At 71.9% G+C, this 14036-nt stretch carries 9 protein-coding genes and 1 pseudogene; 5 read left to right on the top strand and 5 right to left on the bottom strand.

Features of this window, described 5'->3' with window-relative positions; genetic code table 11:
* Window positions 1–24: 24 nt before the first annotated feature.
* Window positions 25–1932 carry a penicillin-binding transpeptidase domain-containing protein gene (locus ACFO0C_RS22665; protein WP_378068671.1) on the top strand — a complete coding sequence of 636 codons (1908 nt, stop codon included), beginning with the start codon at window positions 25–27 and terminating at the stop codon, window positions 1930–1932.
* Between the two features lie 1750 nt (window positions 1933–3682).
* Here the strand turns inward: ACFO0C_RS22665 and ACFO0C_RS22660 are convergent.
* The 3 genes and pseudogenes from ACFO0C_RS22660 to ACFO0C_RS22650 all read right to left on the bottom strand — a co-directional run.
* Window positions 3683–4792: pseudogene (locus ACFO0C_RS22660) on the bottom strand (arginase family protein); the annotation flags it as partial.
* 29 nt (window positions 4793–4821) lie between these two features.
* Window positions 4822–5772 (bottom strand): tetratricopeptide repeat protein, encoded by a 951-nt coding sequence (locus ACFO0C_RS22655; RefSeq protein ID WP_378068670.1) that lies wholly within the window; start codon window positions 5770–5772, stop codon window positions 4822–4824.
* Window positions 5773–6068: 296 nt separating this feature from the next.
* A complete protein-coding gene (locus ACFO0C_RS22650) occupies window positions 6069–7274 on the bottom strand; it encodes an FAD-dependent oxidoreductase (RefSeq protein WP_378068669.1) in 1206 nt (401 codons plus the stop codon).
* A 53-nt stretch (window positions 7275–7327) separates the two neighbouring features.
* Between ACFO0C_RS22650 and ACFO0C_RS22645 the strand changes: the two genes are divergently transcribed.
* Complete coding sequence (locus tag ACFO0C_RS22645; protein ID WP_378068668.1) at window positions 7328–7909, top strand: PadR family transcriptional regulator; 582 nt, start codon at window positions 7328–7330, stop codon at window positions 7907–7909.
* Window positions 7910–7929: 20 nt separating this feature from the next.
* On the opposite strand, the gene meaB is transcribed toward ACFO0C_RS22645, so the two are convergent.
* Together meaB and ACFO0C_RS22635 are read right to left on the bottom strand one after the other, a co-directional pair.
* A complete protein-coding gene (meaB, locus tag ACFO0C_RS22640; RefSeq protein ID WP_378068667.1) occupies window positions 7930–8898 on the bottom strand; it encodes a methylmalonyl Co-A mutase-associated GTPase MeaB in 969 nt (322 codons plus the stop codon).
* Window positions 8895–10079, bottom strand: a complete 1185-nt coding sequence (locus tag ACFO0C_RS22635) for an acetyl-CoA C-acetyltransferase (RefSeq protein ID WP_378068666.1) — start codon at window positions 10077–10079, stop codon at window positions 8895–8897. The genes meaB and ACFO0C_RS22635 overlap by 4 nt, the downstream gene beginning before the upstream one ends.
* Before the next feature lie 82 nt (window positions 10080–10161).
* Between ACFO0C_RS22635 and mce the strand changes: the two genes are divergently transcribed.
* The 3 genes from mce to ACFO0C_RS22620 all read left to right on the top strand — a co-directional run bounded on the left by mce (window position 10162) and on the right by ACFO0C_RS22620 (window position 13891).
* Entirely contained in the window at window positions 10162–10629 is a 468-nt protein-coding gene (mce, locus tag ACFO0C_RS22630) for a methylmalonyl-CoA epimerase (RefSeq protein WP_378068665.1), read from the top strand.
* A 279-nt stretch (window positions 10630–10908) separates the two neighbouring features.
* Window positions 10909–12252, top strand: a complete 1344-nt coding sequence (locus ACFO0C_RS22625; RefSeq protein WP_378068664.1) for a cell division protein DivIVA — start codon at window positions 10909–10911, stop codon at window positions 12250–12252.
* A 244-nt stretch (window positions 12253–12496) separates the two neighbouring features.
* On the top strand, window positions 12497–13891 hold the full coding sequence (locus tag ACFO0C_RS22620; RefSeq protein WP_378068663.1) for a Laminin subunit beta-1: 1395 nt from the start codon (window positions 12497–12499) through the stop codon (window positions 13889–13891).
* The last annotated feature ends 145 nt before the right edge of the window (window positions 13892–14036 follow it).

Here is a 14036-nt window from a genome sequence, read left to right as displayed (position 1 = left end):
AAGCAACTCACCGAGAGGACCCACATGCGCCGCTCCCCCGCCGGCCTGGCCGCCCTGCTGCTCGCCGCCTGCTGCGGGCTCACCGCCTGCTCCTCCGACCCGGCCGAGGACTCCGTCAAGGCCTTCGTCGACGGCTGGGCCGGCGGAAAGATCGGCGACGTCGGGTTCGTCACCGCGGCCGGCGGCAAGATCGCGGCGAGCGAGGTGCAGAGCCAGATCAACGGCCTCTACGGCGACCTCACCGGCCTGCCGCTCACCGTGACCACGGCCGGCGCCACCCAGGAGGACGGCGACAACGCCAGCACGCCGATCACGGTCAAGTGGACCCTGCCGGGCGGCGTCGAGTGGAGTTACGGCAGCACGATCCGCAGCACCCAGGCCGGCAAGGACGGCTGGAGCGTCGTCTGGGAGCCCGCGGTGGTCCAGCCCGAGCTCGTCGCCGGTGAGAAACTGCGGCTCCGCCGCGTCGCCGCCACCCGGGCCGGCATCCTCGACACCAAGGGCGAGGTCCTGGTCGGGCCGCAGAAGGTGACGATCGTCGGGGTCAGCCCCGAGCGGATCACCGACCTCACCCAGCTCCAGAAAGACCTGGCCGAGTCCTTTGACAAGATCAATGTGGACGTCGACATGAGCGACCTCAAGGACCGGGTCGCCAAGGCCGACCCCGGCGCGTTCATCGATCTGATCAGCCTGCGGCAGTCCGATTACCAGAAGATCAGGTCAGAGGTACGGCCACTGCCCGGCACCGTCTTCCGCGACGAGACCCGGCAGCTCGCACCCACCCGGGCCTTCGCGCGCGCACTGCTCGGCACCGTCGACCCGGCCACCGAGGAGGACCTCGCCGCCAAACCCGGCGTCCTGCTCGCCGGCGACCAGACCGGGCACGGCGGCCTCCAGCAGAAATACGACGACCTCCTGCGCGGCACCGCCGGCCTCTCCGTCGTGATCGCCCGCGACGCCACCGACGGCGGCACCGAGGACACCAAGCTCTTCACCAGCGAGCCGATCGCCGGCAAACCGATCAAGGTGACGCTCGACACCCGCGTGCAGAACGCCGCCGACACCGCCCTCGCCGCCGAGAAGCAGCCGAGCTCCCTGGTCGCCATCCGGGTCAGCGACGGCGCGGTGCTGGCCTCGGCCAACGGCCCCGAACCCGGCGGGGTCAACACCGCCTTCACCGGCCAGGTCCCACCGGGGTCCACCTTCAAGATGATTTCCGCGTACGGGCTGCTGGCCCGCGACGCCATTACCGCCGACACCGCCGTCGACTGTCCAAAAACGGTCACAGTTGACGGGCGGGAGTTCAAGAACTCGCACGATCAGGCGCTCGGCAAGGTGCCGTTCCACGTGGACTTCGCGAAATCCTGCAACACCGCGTTCGCCGGTCTCGCCCCCAAGCTGGGCTCGGCCGGCCTGCAGGAGGCATCAGCCGCGCTCGGCCTCGGCGGCAAGTGGGATCTCGGCGTCGACGCGTACTCCGGCCAAGTCTCCGACGGCGGCACCGCCACCGAACTCGCCGCCGCCGTCTTCGGCCAGGGCAGCACCGTCGTCAGCCCGCTCGCCATGGCCGGTGCCACCGCGGCCGTCGCCAAGGGCCAGTTCCAGCAGCCCAAACTGGTCCTCGACCCGGCTCCGGCCGGTGCCGTGGCCGCCGGACCGCAACTCGACCAGGAGGCGGTCACCGCCCTGCGCGCCATGATGCGCGAGGTCGTCACCGGCGGAACCGCGACGGCGCTGCGCGGAGTCCCCGGAGGCGCGGTCCACGGCAAGACCGGCACCGCCGAATTCCAGACCGGATCCGAGGACACCCACTCGTGGTTCATCGGCTACCAGGGAGACATCGCCTTCGCCGTCATGGTCCAGAAGGGCGGCGCCGGCTCCGAGGCCGCCGTCCCGGTGGTGCAGCGCTTCCTGACCACCCTAGGCAAGTAGTCCCCGATGCGGTGTGGCGACCTACGGCCCGGACCCGACCGCCGGCCACCACGCCGCGGCAGGAACCGGACCGCGTGGCGACCTACAGCCCGGACCCGAGCGCCGGCCACCACGCCGCGGCCGGAGCCGGTCAGGCGACGCCGGGCGGGAAACCGGTGAGCGGGCCCGGCCCGGCGGCGGGCGGGCCGAAACCGCCGTCGGCCGGGGGACGTGGGCGCAACATCCCCGGGCGGGTCGCGGGCAACGGCTCGGAGTCGAGGAGCGGGGCCGATCCGAGAGGACGGGATAGCAGGCGGACCTCGGCGCCGTCGCTCTCTGGACGGGTCCGCTCCGGTCGCGGGGCGTCCCCGGCTTCCGCCGCCGGCTCGGAGCCCGGCGTCACCGCATCGGGATCCGGCTCCTCCCCAGCGGTTTCCCCGTCCTCACCGGCGGCTTCAACGGCGGCCGGCTCCCGGTCATCAGCCTCGTGATCCTCGGCCTCCCGGTCCTCGCCGGTGACGTCCCGGACAGAGGCGTCGACCTCGTCGTGTACAGCGTCCGAGATGACCAGTCCGACAAGATCGAGCACGACCAGGTTGGATCGACGGGGTTCAGCGGTGTTCGTGGTCGTGCCATCCACGGAAGCGGGATCGGCGGAAATGTCGTCCGCCTGGTCCGTGGGCCGCCCGTTCGCCTCGGCGCCTGGCTGTCCGTTCGACTCGACGCTTGGCTGTCCGTTTACCTCATCGCCTGGCTGTCCGTTCGACTCCGAGCCTGGCTGTCCGTTTACCTCGGCGCCTGGCTGTCCGTTCGACTCGATGTCGGTGCCCAGATCGAACTCATCGGACGCGGCGAGTGCCGCAGCCAGGAGGAAATCGGCATCGGCCATCGAGAGGTTGTTATTGACCGATGTGGTTTCACCGTTCCGGGTGGCGCCCGGACCAGGGATGATCGCGATGGCTTCCGACGCTGGTTCGGCATCAGGGGTCTTCCCCGGCGCCACCAGGTCGGCGGGATCGGGAACGGGGTCCGGAGAGGACGGCGCACCGGATCTCCGGAGCCCGGCGGCACGGGAGTCCTGGACCCAGCTCGAGATCACCGCGGCGATGGGATCGTTGGATGGCCGACGGCTGCCGAGGCGCGACTGGCCCCGGCCCGAGCCGGCGGTCGTCGCCACCGAATCCGACCCCGTGACCGAATTCGATCGGTGGATGGTCGTGTCCACACCGGAACTCGATGTGTCGCCATCCGGATCAGTCGACACCTCAGCGGCGGCCGAAGGCTGGTCGTCGGATTCCGCGGCCGGTCCCGATGCTGGTACCTCACCGTCCGGGTCGGCCACAGCGGCACCCGATGCCGAGTCAGCGGCGGGGTCTTGGACGCCGGAGTCCGCGGCATCCGAGTCCGCAGCACCGAAGTCCGCAACGCCCGAATCCGCATCCGCAACGCCCGCATCCGCGACACCCGCATCCGCGGCACCCGAGTTTGAACCGGCGGGATCCGACACCGCAGAGGCCAAGGCGGTTTTGTCGGGGGCATCCGCTCCCGGGCCATCGGCGTCCAGGACGGCCAGATCCGGCGACGAGGCCGGGTCCGAAGCGGCTGCTGACGCTCCGGGATCTGCGACGTCGACGTCGTCGGGTCCGGGCGTGAACACCGACGCGTCGGGCTCGGCGGCAAGGTCGTGACGCGCCAGTTCCGCAGAGTCCGACCCGGCTAGGTCGTGACGCGCCAGTTCCGCAGAGTCCGACCCGGCTAGGTCGTGACGCGCCGGTTCCGCAGAGTCCGACCCGGCTAGGTCGTCGGCAGCAGGGCCGGGCACGGTCGCAGCGGTGACGTCGCTGTGTGCCGGGTCCGGCGAAGCAGTGGCGACGGATGCGGCCGGGCCGTCGTGGGCAGGGACCGGAACGGCCACGGGAGCCGGCTTGTCGAGGTCGCGGCGGGCGGCCGCCAGGTCGGGGCGGGGGGCCGTCAACCGTACCGGAGAAAGGCCGCTGACCACCGCGGACGTGATCTCGGCGGCATAGCGGCCGTCCGGATCGTAGTCGGGGTCGAAGACCGTGATCTCGACGCCCAGGCAGTGCGGGGACTCGACCAGGCCGGTGAGGAGGAGTTCCAGCTCGGGGAAGGCGATGCCCCCGGGATCGGGTGCGTCGACGGCCGGCATCACGGCCGGGTCGAGGACGTCGACGTCGATGTGCACCCAGTAACCCGCGCAGTCGACGAGCTGGTCGCGGGCCCACTGGGCACTGCGGGCGGCACCCTCGGCGCGCAGGGCGGGGACCGGGCGGGTCACGATGCCGGCGGCCTGGAGGTCGAGACGGTACTCATCCTGGGCCCGGATGCCGAGGACGACCACGTCGATGTCGCGGAAGTAGGGACGGCGGGACTCGATGGCCGCCAGGTCGGCCTGGCCCCGGCCGGTGACCAGCGCCAGGTCCTCACCGGCGGCGGCGCCCACGTAGGAGGCGTTGCCGGGATGCCGGAAGTCGGAGTGACCGTCCACGAAGACCAGGCCGATGCGGCCGCCGACCGCGTCGCCGAGACGGTGCATGGCGATGCCGGCGCCGATCAGTATCGAGCAGTCGCCGCCGAGGATCACCGGGAACTCGCCGCCGTCGATGATCGCGCCGATCCGGTCGGCGAGCGCCCGGGAGTAGGCGGCGATCTCGGTGGCGTGGGCGACTCCGTCACCGGGACGCCAGTCGCCGGCGTCGTAGCGCGGCGGGGTGAGGCAGCCCGCGTCACGGGCCCCGAGACGGCTGAGCAGACCCTGGTCGCGGAGGGCGCCGGGCGCCTTGGCGCAGCCCGGCACCGACGTCGCGGTCGGCGGGCGCAGGCCGAGATTGGACGGTGCGTCCAGAACGGCGATGCGGCGCACGACGCCCCCCTTCGTTGTGAAGCCGCAGCTTAGAAGAGTGCGCTGGCCAGCGCACGCCTTGCGCCGGCCACCGCCGGGTCGTCCGGCCCGGCGACGGCGAACAGTGACAAAAGGTGCTTGCGCACCGCGTCACGGTCGTCACCGGCTGTCTTCTTGACCAGGGTGATCAGCCGCGAATACGCCTCGGCGGCCTGCCCGCTGAGCACCTCGATGTCGGCGGCGAGCCGCTGGGCCTCGACGTCCTCCGGGTCGGCGTCGGCCTTGGCCAGGGCGGTCGACGGGTCGACGCCGGCGATCCGCCGGTACAGCTCCACCTGGGCCAGGCCGGACTCGGCGGCCGCGTCGGCGGGGGACTCGGCGAGAATCTTCCGGTACGCCGCCTCGGCCGCGTCCAGGTCGCCACCCATCAGGGCGTCGTCGGCGGCGTCGAGACGCGGGTCCTCCGGGGTGGCCACGCTGACGCCGGCGGCCTTGAGGACCGCATCGACATACTGCCGGACCTGGGTCTCGGAGAGGACACCGCTGAAGCCCTCGACCGGCTGCCCGCCGATCAGCGCCGTCACCTGCGGGATGCCCTGCACGCGGAAGACCTGCGCGAGACGCGGGTTCTCATCCACATTGACCTTGCCGAGGATCCACGAGCCGCCGTACTCCACGGCCAGCTTCTCCAGCACGGGCGAGAGCTTCTTGCAGGGCTCGCACCAGTCTGCCCAGAAGTCCAGCAGGATCGGCGTGGTCAGGGACCGCTCCAGGACGGACTGGAAATCGGCCTCGGTGACATCGATGATCACATCCGGGGTGACCCCGGGAACAGCGCCGGGAACCGGGCCGGGGCCCGGGACAGCGCCGGGAACCGCAGCGGCCGGGGCGGCGGCGGGACGGCTCGGCGCGGCCGGTTTGGCCGGCGCCGAGGGACGCAGCGCGCTGAGATCGACCGCGCCGCGGGTGAAGATCGACGGAGTGGTCCGTGGGTCGCTCATGGTTACCTAGTCTCGCACGCTGTCACGCCTGTTCGCGCCGCCACCAGGCCGCCGATATCGGACGTCACAGCCCACCTATCCACCACCCGCACGCCGCCTCACCACGCCGCGATCCGGGGCGGCCCGGCCGCCCCGCCGACCACGACCTCGCAAGATCGCGGCGAGGGCCTTACCGCGGCGGCTCACCGCAAGGGTTTTCCCGGTTGCCGCCCGGACGGCCGGAAACGAGAGTGGAGGGCAAGCAGTTCCCCAGAGGCCCCGGTGGCGCCCGCCAACGCCGCCGGGGCCCCCACGACTCACCGCGGCGCCGGCGTCAGCGACGGCACCCGGTGCTCGAAGATCCAGGCCTGCGGATCACCGCTTCGGTGCAGCATCCGCATCACCAGCGGCATCATCGTGTCCCGGATCGCCGCGCCGACCGACCCGGCGACCTTCGTGCTGCTGCTCCGGCGCCCCTGCGCGACCACCTTCTCCACCCGCGGCCGTCTCGCGCTCTCGTAGGCGGCCAGCGCCACCGCCTGATCACGGTGCTCCCGCAGACTGTGCCCGAGGACCACCGCGTCCTCCAGAGCCAGCGAGGCGCCCTGCCCGGACGACGGCGCGACGGCGTGCGCCGCGTCACCGACCAGCACCATCCGGTCGCCGTGCCAGATCGGCACCCGCGGCAGGTCACGGGTGCTCCACGGGCCGAGGACCTGGCTGGTGGCGCGGATCAGGTCGCCGCCCGGCTCGCCCTCGAACAGGTCCAGCAGGTAGGCGCGCCAGGTCTCGGCGGTGAACTCGCCGGGCTCGGCCGGGCGTTTGCGCGGCGGGTTGGCGAACCACCAGACGCTCCCGTCCGGGGCGGCGGTCCAGCCGAAGAAGGCCTTCCGGCCGAACGACATCTGCATGACTCCGGGCGGCGGGATCAGCGCGGGGTCGACCGGGGCGTCGGTGAAACCCCCGGTGTCGAGGAGGCCGAGGAAGTGCGGCGCGGGCGAGGACGGATCCAACGCGGTACGGGTACGCGAGTTCAGCCCGTCCGCGCCGACGAGCAGGTCCCCGGTGACCGAACGGCCGTCGGTGAACTCCGCGGTGACGCCGTGCGGGCCGGGGCGTGCGGTGGCGAGCCGGTGGCCGTACACGATCTCGATGCCCTGCCGCTCCGCCTCGGTGCGCAGCGCCGCGTAGAGGTCGGCGCGCCGGATCGTGGTGGTGACCGCCCCGTCCGGTGTCGGGCCGCCGAGCGGCAACTCGGCGAGCAACCGGCCCGAGGCGCGGCGCAGCGCGAGCCGTGGGGTGGCGAATCCGCGGGCCAGCACGACGGCCGGGTCGGCGCCGAGGGAGCGCAGGGCGTTCACCCCGTTCACCGCGATGGTCACGAAGACGCCGCGCTCGGCGTCACCCGGCCCGCGGGCCTCATGGATCACCGGGGTACGGCCGGCGAGGCGCAGGGCGATGGCGGCGGCGGTCCCGGCGATGCCGCCACCGACGACGATGGCATCTTCTTCTCGTGTAGTCATAGAATGACTATTGATGAGATGACTAAGAACCGTCAACCCCTAAGCTGACCCGCATGAAGCGGTCTCCCCTGGCGATGGTTCTGCTGGCACTGTTGGTGGAGGCGCCGATGCACCCGTACCGGATGCAGCAGGTGATCAAGGAGCGCGGTCAGGACCAGCTGGTCAACGTCGCGCAGCGCAACAGCGTCTATCAAACCCTTGATCGATTGGTACGGGAAGGACTGGCCCGTCCCGGCGGCACCAGCCGGGAGGCCGGCCGTCCGGAGCGGACCGTCTACGAGGTGACCGAGGAGGGCGCGGCCACCCTGCGCCGCTGGCTGCTGGAGATGCTGCCCGAGCCGGCCCGGGAGTTCCCGGAGTTCCCGGTCGCGCTGGCCTTCCTGCCGATGCTCACCCCGGCCGAGACCCGCGAGATGCTGCAGCGGCGGGCCGAGTCACTGGCCGAGCGGGTAGCCGCCATCGACGCGCAGGCACCACCCGGTCTGCCCCGGCTGTTCCTGATCGAGGACGAGTACCGGGCCGGCATGCTCCGGGCCGAGATCGCGTGGCTGCACCGGCTCGTCGACGAACTCGGCGACGGCACCCTGAGCTGGGACCGCACCCTGATCGACGAGACACTCGCCCGTTTCGGCTAGGCCGCGTTCCGGCATTCGGCCTAGAGGCTCGCCAGCAGCTCCGCGGCCGCGGCGTGCGGGTCGATCGCACCGTCGGCGACGCGGGCGGCGAGGGCGGGCAGCGCCGTACCGCCGCGCAGGTCGCCCATCCGGGCCCGCAGCGTGCCCAGCGCCAGCGCGGAGATCTCCGCGGCGGCCCGTTGCTCACGGCGTTTACGCAGGTTGCCGGTGCTCTCCAGCCACTCGCGGTGCTTGCCGACGGCGGCCACCACGTCGTCGATGCCCTCGCTCTCCACCGCGACCGCGCGCACCACCTGGGGCCGCCACTCGCCGGGACCGCGCTCACCGAGGGCGAGCATGCCCTGGATGTCACGGTAGGTGGCGTCGGCGCCCGGCCGGTCCGCCTTGTTGATCACGAAGACGTCGGCGATCTCCAGCACGCCCGCCTTCACCGCCTGGATCGCGTCACCCATCCCGGGCGCGAGCAGCACCAGCGTGGTGTCGGCGAGCGAGGCGATCTCCACCTCGGCCTGGCCGACACCGACCGTCTCCACCAGAATCACGTCGCAGCCGGCGCCCTCCAGCACCCGGACCGCCTGCGGAGTCGCCGCCGACAGCCCGCCGAGCTGGCCCCGGCTGGACATCGAGCGGATGTAGACCCCGGAGTCGGCGGTGTGGTCCTGCATGCGGATCCGGTCGCCGAGGATGGCGCCGCCGGTGAACGGGCTGGACGGGTCGACGGCCAGCACACCGACCCGGGCACCGGTCTCCCGCAGCGCCCGGACCAGCTCGTTCGTCGTGGTCGACTTACCCACCCCGGGCGCGCCGGTGAGCCCGACGACCTGGGCCCGCCCGGCGTGCGGCGCCATCGCGGCGGCCACCTCGGGCAGGGCGGGATCGTCGTCCTCGACCAGGCTGATCAGCCGGGCCACGGACCGTGCGTCACCCTCCCGCGCCTTGGCGATCAGGGAGGGGACGTCACGGCCACGCCGCCCGGCTCCGCTCGTCACGCCGCGGGGACCTTGATGATCAGCGCGTCGCCCTGACCGCCGCCGCCGCAGAGGCCGGCCGCACCGAGACCGCCACCGCGCCGCTTCAGCTCGAGCGCCAGGGTGAGGACCAGCCGGGCGCCGGACATGCCGATCGGGTGGCCGAGGGCGATGGCCCCGCCGTTCACGTTGACCTTCGAGTCGTCGACCTTCAGCTCGCGGGCGGACTGGATGACCACCTGGGCGAACGCCTCGTTGATCTCGATCAGATCGAGGTCCTCGACGGCCAGGTGCGCCTTGTCGAGGGCGTGCCGGATGGCGTTGGCCGGCTGGGACTGGAGCGAGCTGTCCGGGCCGGCGACGTTGCCGTGCGACACGATCTCGGCGAGCCAGGTGAGACCCAGTTCCTCGGCCTTGGCCCGGCTCATCACGACGACGGCGGCGGCACCGTCGGAGATCGGCGACGCGCTGGCGGCGGTGATCGTGCCGTCCGGGGTGAAGGCCGGTCGCAGCCGGGCCAGCGACTCGCCGGTGGTGTCCGGGCGGACGCCCTCGTCGCCGTCGACCGGACCGGCGGCGTTGCGGCCACCGGCCGGGACCGGCGCAATCTCCTCGGCGAACCGGCCGTCACGCTGGGCGGCGGCGGCACGCTGGTGGCTCTGCGCGGCGAACGCGTCCTGCTCCTCGCGGGTGATGCCGAACCGGACACCACTGGCCTCGGTGGACTCACCCATCGAGATGCCGGCCCACGGGTCCATCAGGCCGTCGAACGCGGTGTGGTCCCGCACCAGCACGTCACCGAACTTACGGCCCGCGCGCTGATCGGTCAGCAGATGCGGGGCATTGGTCATCGACTCCATGCCACCGGCCACCACGACGTCGAACTCGCCGGCCCGGATCAGCTGGTCGGCCAGAGCGATCGCGTCGAGGCCGGAAAGGCAGACCTTGTTGACGGTGAGCGCCGGGACGGACATCGGGATGCCCGCGGCGACGGCGGCCTGGCGGGCCGGGATCTGGCCGCAGCCGGCCTGGAGGACCTGGCCCATGATCACATACTGCACGAGACCGGGCTCGATGCCGGCGCGGCTGAGAGCCGCGGCGATGGCGTGCCCGCCGAGGGCGGTGGCGGGCAGGTGCTTCAGGTTGCCGAGCAGGCGCCCCATCGGGGTCCGGGCGCCGCTGACGATGACGGAGCTGGTCACAGTCGTGATCCGATCTGCGCGACCGGGCGCGGAGGAACACCCGGGGTGGCCTTAACGATGGGTCAGGTCCGAGACTAGCCCCATGACTGACGACACACCGAGCGGCAACGCGGCTGAGAATGTCACATTCTCCGATGTCGGCCTCCTGAGAATCGATCATGTGGGGATCGCGGTGGCCGATCTGGACGAAGCGCTCCGCTTCTATGCCGAGAACTTCGGTTTGCACTGTGTGCACCAAGAGACGAACGAGGAGCAGGGGGTCCGCGAGGCCATGCTCGGGGTCGGCGACGGCAGCGGCCCGCGCATCCAGCTGCTGGCCCCGGCCCGGCCCGACTCGGCGATCGCCAAATTCATCGACCGCAGTGGCCCCGGGCTGCAACAACTCGCCTACACGGTGGCCGACGTCGAGGCTGCCGCGGACGCCCTGCGAGCCCGCGGGCTGCGACTGCTCTACGACACGCCGAAACGGGGCACCGCCGGTTCGCGAATCAATTTCGTGCACCCGAAGGACGCCGGGGGTGTGCTGGTGGAGCTGGTGGAGCCGGCGTGAGGCGTACCTCTCCCGGGTGATTCGACCTGACGCGGGACCGCCCGCCTGGCAGGATCGGGGCCATTGAGCAGGGCCGACGATCCCGGCGACAGGTCCGGAATCCCCCGAAGCCCCGAGTGGGCAGGTGACAGCGGGACGACGCCGGACCGGCCGGTGAGTCACCGGCACTCCCCGAACGGCCCGGGGGCGGTCTCCGCTCCAGGTCGAAGCTGATCTACGATGCGGTCCGGATGCCCATCGGCTCTTGCATGTCCGATTCCTCTTCGCCAGGATGGCGCAATGCCCCAGCAGCAGGATCAGAACCTGGCCTTCTTCGAGACCGCTAACTCGCAGCACGACTTCACCGTCGTCCTGCGTGGTTACGACCGTCACCAGGTCGACGGACACATCGGCCGGCTGCTCGCCGCGCTGAACCAGTCCGAGGCCGCGCGTGGCGAGGCCGAGCAGCGGATGAACGATGCTCAACGCCGTCTTCGTCAGGCCGAGCAACGACTCAACGCGCTCGAGCAGAAGCTGGCCGACAGCAACAAGCTGCTGGAGGAGAACAACAGGCCGACGCTCTCCGGGCTGGGCACCCGGGTCGAGCAGATCCTGCGGCTCGCCGAGGAACAGGCGAACGATCACCGCAACGAGGCGAAGCGGGAGTCCGAGGGCATTCTCTCCGCGGCCCGTCTCGAGGCCCGCGAGATCACCGACAAGGCGCGTGCCGAGGCCGCCGCCATGAAGGCGACCGCCGAGCGTGAGGCCGGCCAGGTCCGCACGCACGCCGAGCGCGAGGCCGCCGAGACCCGGGTCCAGGCCCGCCGCGAGGCCGACACGCTGCGCTCCGACGCCGACCGCGAGACCAAGCAGCTGCGTACGGTCACCGCGCACGAGGTCGCCGAGCTCAAGTCGACCGTGGAGCGTGAGGTCGCGTCGCTGCGCGCCACCGCCGAGCGGGAGATCACCCAGGCCCGGGCCAAGGCCGCCCGGGAGGCCGAGGAGAAGCGCGCCGAGGCCACCAAGCTGCTGACCGACGCCCGTGACAAGCGTGAGAAGGACCTCCAGGCCCTCGCGCTGGAGATCGCCGAGCGCCGGGAGAAGGCCGAGGCCGAGGAGTCCCAGCGGCACGCCGCACAGGTCGCCGCCACGCAGAAGATGGTGGCCGAGGCCGAGGGCCGGGCCCGCGCCGCCGAGGATCGCTCGAAGGAGATCGAGCAGCGCGCCGAGAACCGGCGGATCGAGTCCGAGCGTCACTCGTCCGAGACGGTGGAGAAGGCCAGGGCCCTGTCGGAGAAGACGGTCACCGAGGCCCGCCAGGAGGCCAACCGCCTGCTCAGCGACGCCCGCCAGGAGGCCGAGCTGACCACCCAGGCCGCCCGCCGCGAGGTCGAGGACCTGACACGTCAGAAGGATGCCGTCACCAACCAGCTGGGTCAGATGTTGTCCGGTCTGTCCGGCCTGGTGCCCGGTGTCGGCGGGCCCGCTGCCGCGCCGGCCGCCGCCGCAGCGGTCGCCGCTGCCGCCGCCAAGCCCGCCGACGCGCCCGCGCAGCGTGCTCCGGAGCAGGTCACGGCCGCGGACGAGCTCGCCGAGACGGACGAGGCCGCCGACGAGCCGGTGGCTGCCAAGACGAATTCCTGACCCGAGACCCTCGTCTCTCTCCGGTTGCGGAGCCGCCGCAGGTGCGCGACGGTAAACAGCGGCCGGGGCACTCGTAGACGAAATCAGGCCGTATCGGAGTTTCTCCGGTACGGCCTGACTCGTTTCGCGCTTGCCTGGGTTTATCGAGCCGAGGTCAGACAGATCACAAACTACCCGGATCGTCTCTTTCAAGCCGGTGTGTATCGACACGCCACGGGACGATGCGTATGTGAGGATGGAAAGCATGTCGCACGGCGGTGAAATTCTCGGTCTCGGCGGAGATTCGGCCACCGAACCCAGCTTCGAGACCGCCCTGCGGGGTTACGAGCGCAAGCAGGTCGATCGATATGTGATCCGGGCGGAGAACGAGATCGCCGCCCTTCTCGCCGATCGCGAGCAGGCCTACTCGCAGATGCAGGCGATGACGGCCCAGATAAAGGGTCTGCAGGCGGAGCTGTCGCAGGCCCGCCGCGACTCGGGGATAAGCGGTGAGGTGTCGTTCCGGCACCTGGGCCCCCGGGTCGAGCAGATCCTCGCGCTGGCCGAGGAGCAGGCCGAGGCGATCAAGGCGTCCGCCACCGACGACATCGCCTCCCGCCTGGCCGAGGCCGAGCGGATCCGGGCCGAGGCCGAGGCGCACGCCCACAACGGCATCCGCGACTTCGAGATCGCCCTGGCCGCGCGCCGCGCCGAGGAGGAGAAGTCGGACACCGCGAGGCGGGCCGCCTCCGACAAGGCGCTCGCCGCCGCCCAGCAGGCCGCCGAGCAGATGCGCAAGGAGGCGGAGGCGGTCCTGGTCCGCTCCCGCAACGAGGGCAAGCATCTGGTCGAGCAGGCCACACAGGACGCCGCCCGGGCGCGCGCCGAGGTGGACGGCTACGTGCAGTCCACCCGCATGCAGGCCGAGCAGGAGCTGAAGGCGCTGCGCGAGAAGACCAGCCAGGAGATCGCGGCGAAGCGGGCCGAGGCCGAGCGCGAGCAGGCCGATCTGAAGGCGTCCGTCGAGCACGAGCTGGCGCTGCGCCGGCACTCGGTGATCGAGGAGCTGGGCCAGATGCGGTCCGGCGTCGAGAAGCAGTGCGCCGACCTGCGCAGCGAGGCCGACAAATATGCCGAGGAGGTCCTCCGGCGCTCGGACGAGCAGGCGACGGCCGTCCGCAAGGAGATCGCCGCCCAGCAGGAGAAGATCGCCCAGGCCGGCCGTGAGCTGGAGTCGGCCACCGCCGAGGTGGCGCAGGCCGAGCAGCGGCGCGCCACCTCGCAGGAGCAGGCCCAGGCCTCGGAGAAGGAGGCCGAGCGGGTCCGCCAGCGTCTCGCCGAGACGCAGCAGCAGCTGGAGGTGGAGCTGAAGCGGGTGGCCGAGGCCCAGCGCTCCGGGGAGGCCGCCGAGCGGCACGCAGCCGAGGTTCGCCGCCAGGTGCAGAAAGAGGCGAAACGGGTGGCTGAGCTGGCCGCCGCCGCGGTGCTCGCGGCCGCCGCCGACCCGGAGGAGCTGGAGAAACCGGCCGAGCAGCCCGCCGAGACGGCTCCGGTGGCGACCCAGCCGCAGCCCACGGAGAAACAACAGCCGGGCAAGGTCACGGCCTCGGCGAAGGTGACCGTCCCACAGGCGAGCCGGGTCCCCGCCGACGCGGAGTGAATTCCGGCCCGGAGGGAATTCCGGCCCGGAGTCACCGGCCCGGAGTGAGTCACCGGCCCGGCGCGACCTCGGGGTCGTTCCCGGTGGCGGGCTGAGCTCGGCGGCGATAGCCTCCGATCGCCGGATTCGGCGATCGAGGAGGTCC

The organism is Actinoplanes subglobosus (assembly GCF_042650585.1).
Lineage (GTDB): Bacteria > Actinomycetota > Actinomycetes > Mycobacteriales > Micromonosporaceae > Actinoplanes > Actinoplanes subglobosus.
The sequence above is the reverse complement of the archived record's forward strand: the minus strand, read 5'-3'. Positions and strand labels throughout refer to the sequence as shown.

Excerpts from the sequence above, each read along its gene's own strand:
- ACFO0C_RS22620 (WP_378068663.1), top strand. The coding sequence starts at position 12,497 with ATGTCGCACGGCGGTGAAATTCTCGGTCTCGGCGGAGATTCGGCCACC.
- mce (WP_378068665.1), top strand. The coding sequence starts at position 10,162 with ATGACTGACGACACACCGAGCGGCAACGCGGCTGAGAATGTCACATTC.
- ACFO0C_RS22645 (WP_378068668.1), top strand. The coding sequence starts at position 7,328 with ATGAAGCGGTCTCCCCTGGCGATGGTTCTGCTGGCACTGTTGGTGGAG.
- ACFO0C_RS22655 (WP_378068670.1), bottom strand. The coding sequence starts at position 5,772 with ATGAGCGACCCACGGACCACTCCGTCGATCTTCACCCGCGGCGCGGTC.
- ACFO0C_RS22650 (WP_378068669.1), bottom strand. The coding sequence starts at position 7,274 with ATGACTACACGAGAAGAAGATGCCATCGTCGTCGGTGGCGGCATCGCC.
- ACFO0C_RS22625 (WP_378068664.1), top strand. The coding sequence starts at position 10,909 with ATGCCCCAGCAGCAGGATCAGAACCTGGCCTTCTTCGAGACCGCTAAC.
- ACFO0C_RS22665 (WP_378068671.1), top strand. The coding sequence starts at position 25 with ATGCGCCGCTCCCCCGCCGGCCTGGCCGCCCTGCTGCTCGCCGCCTGC.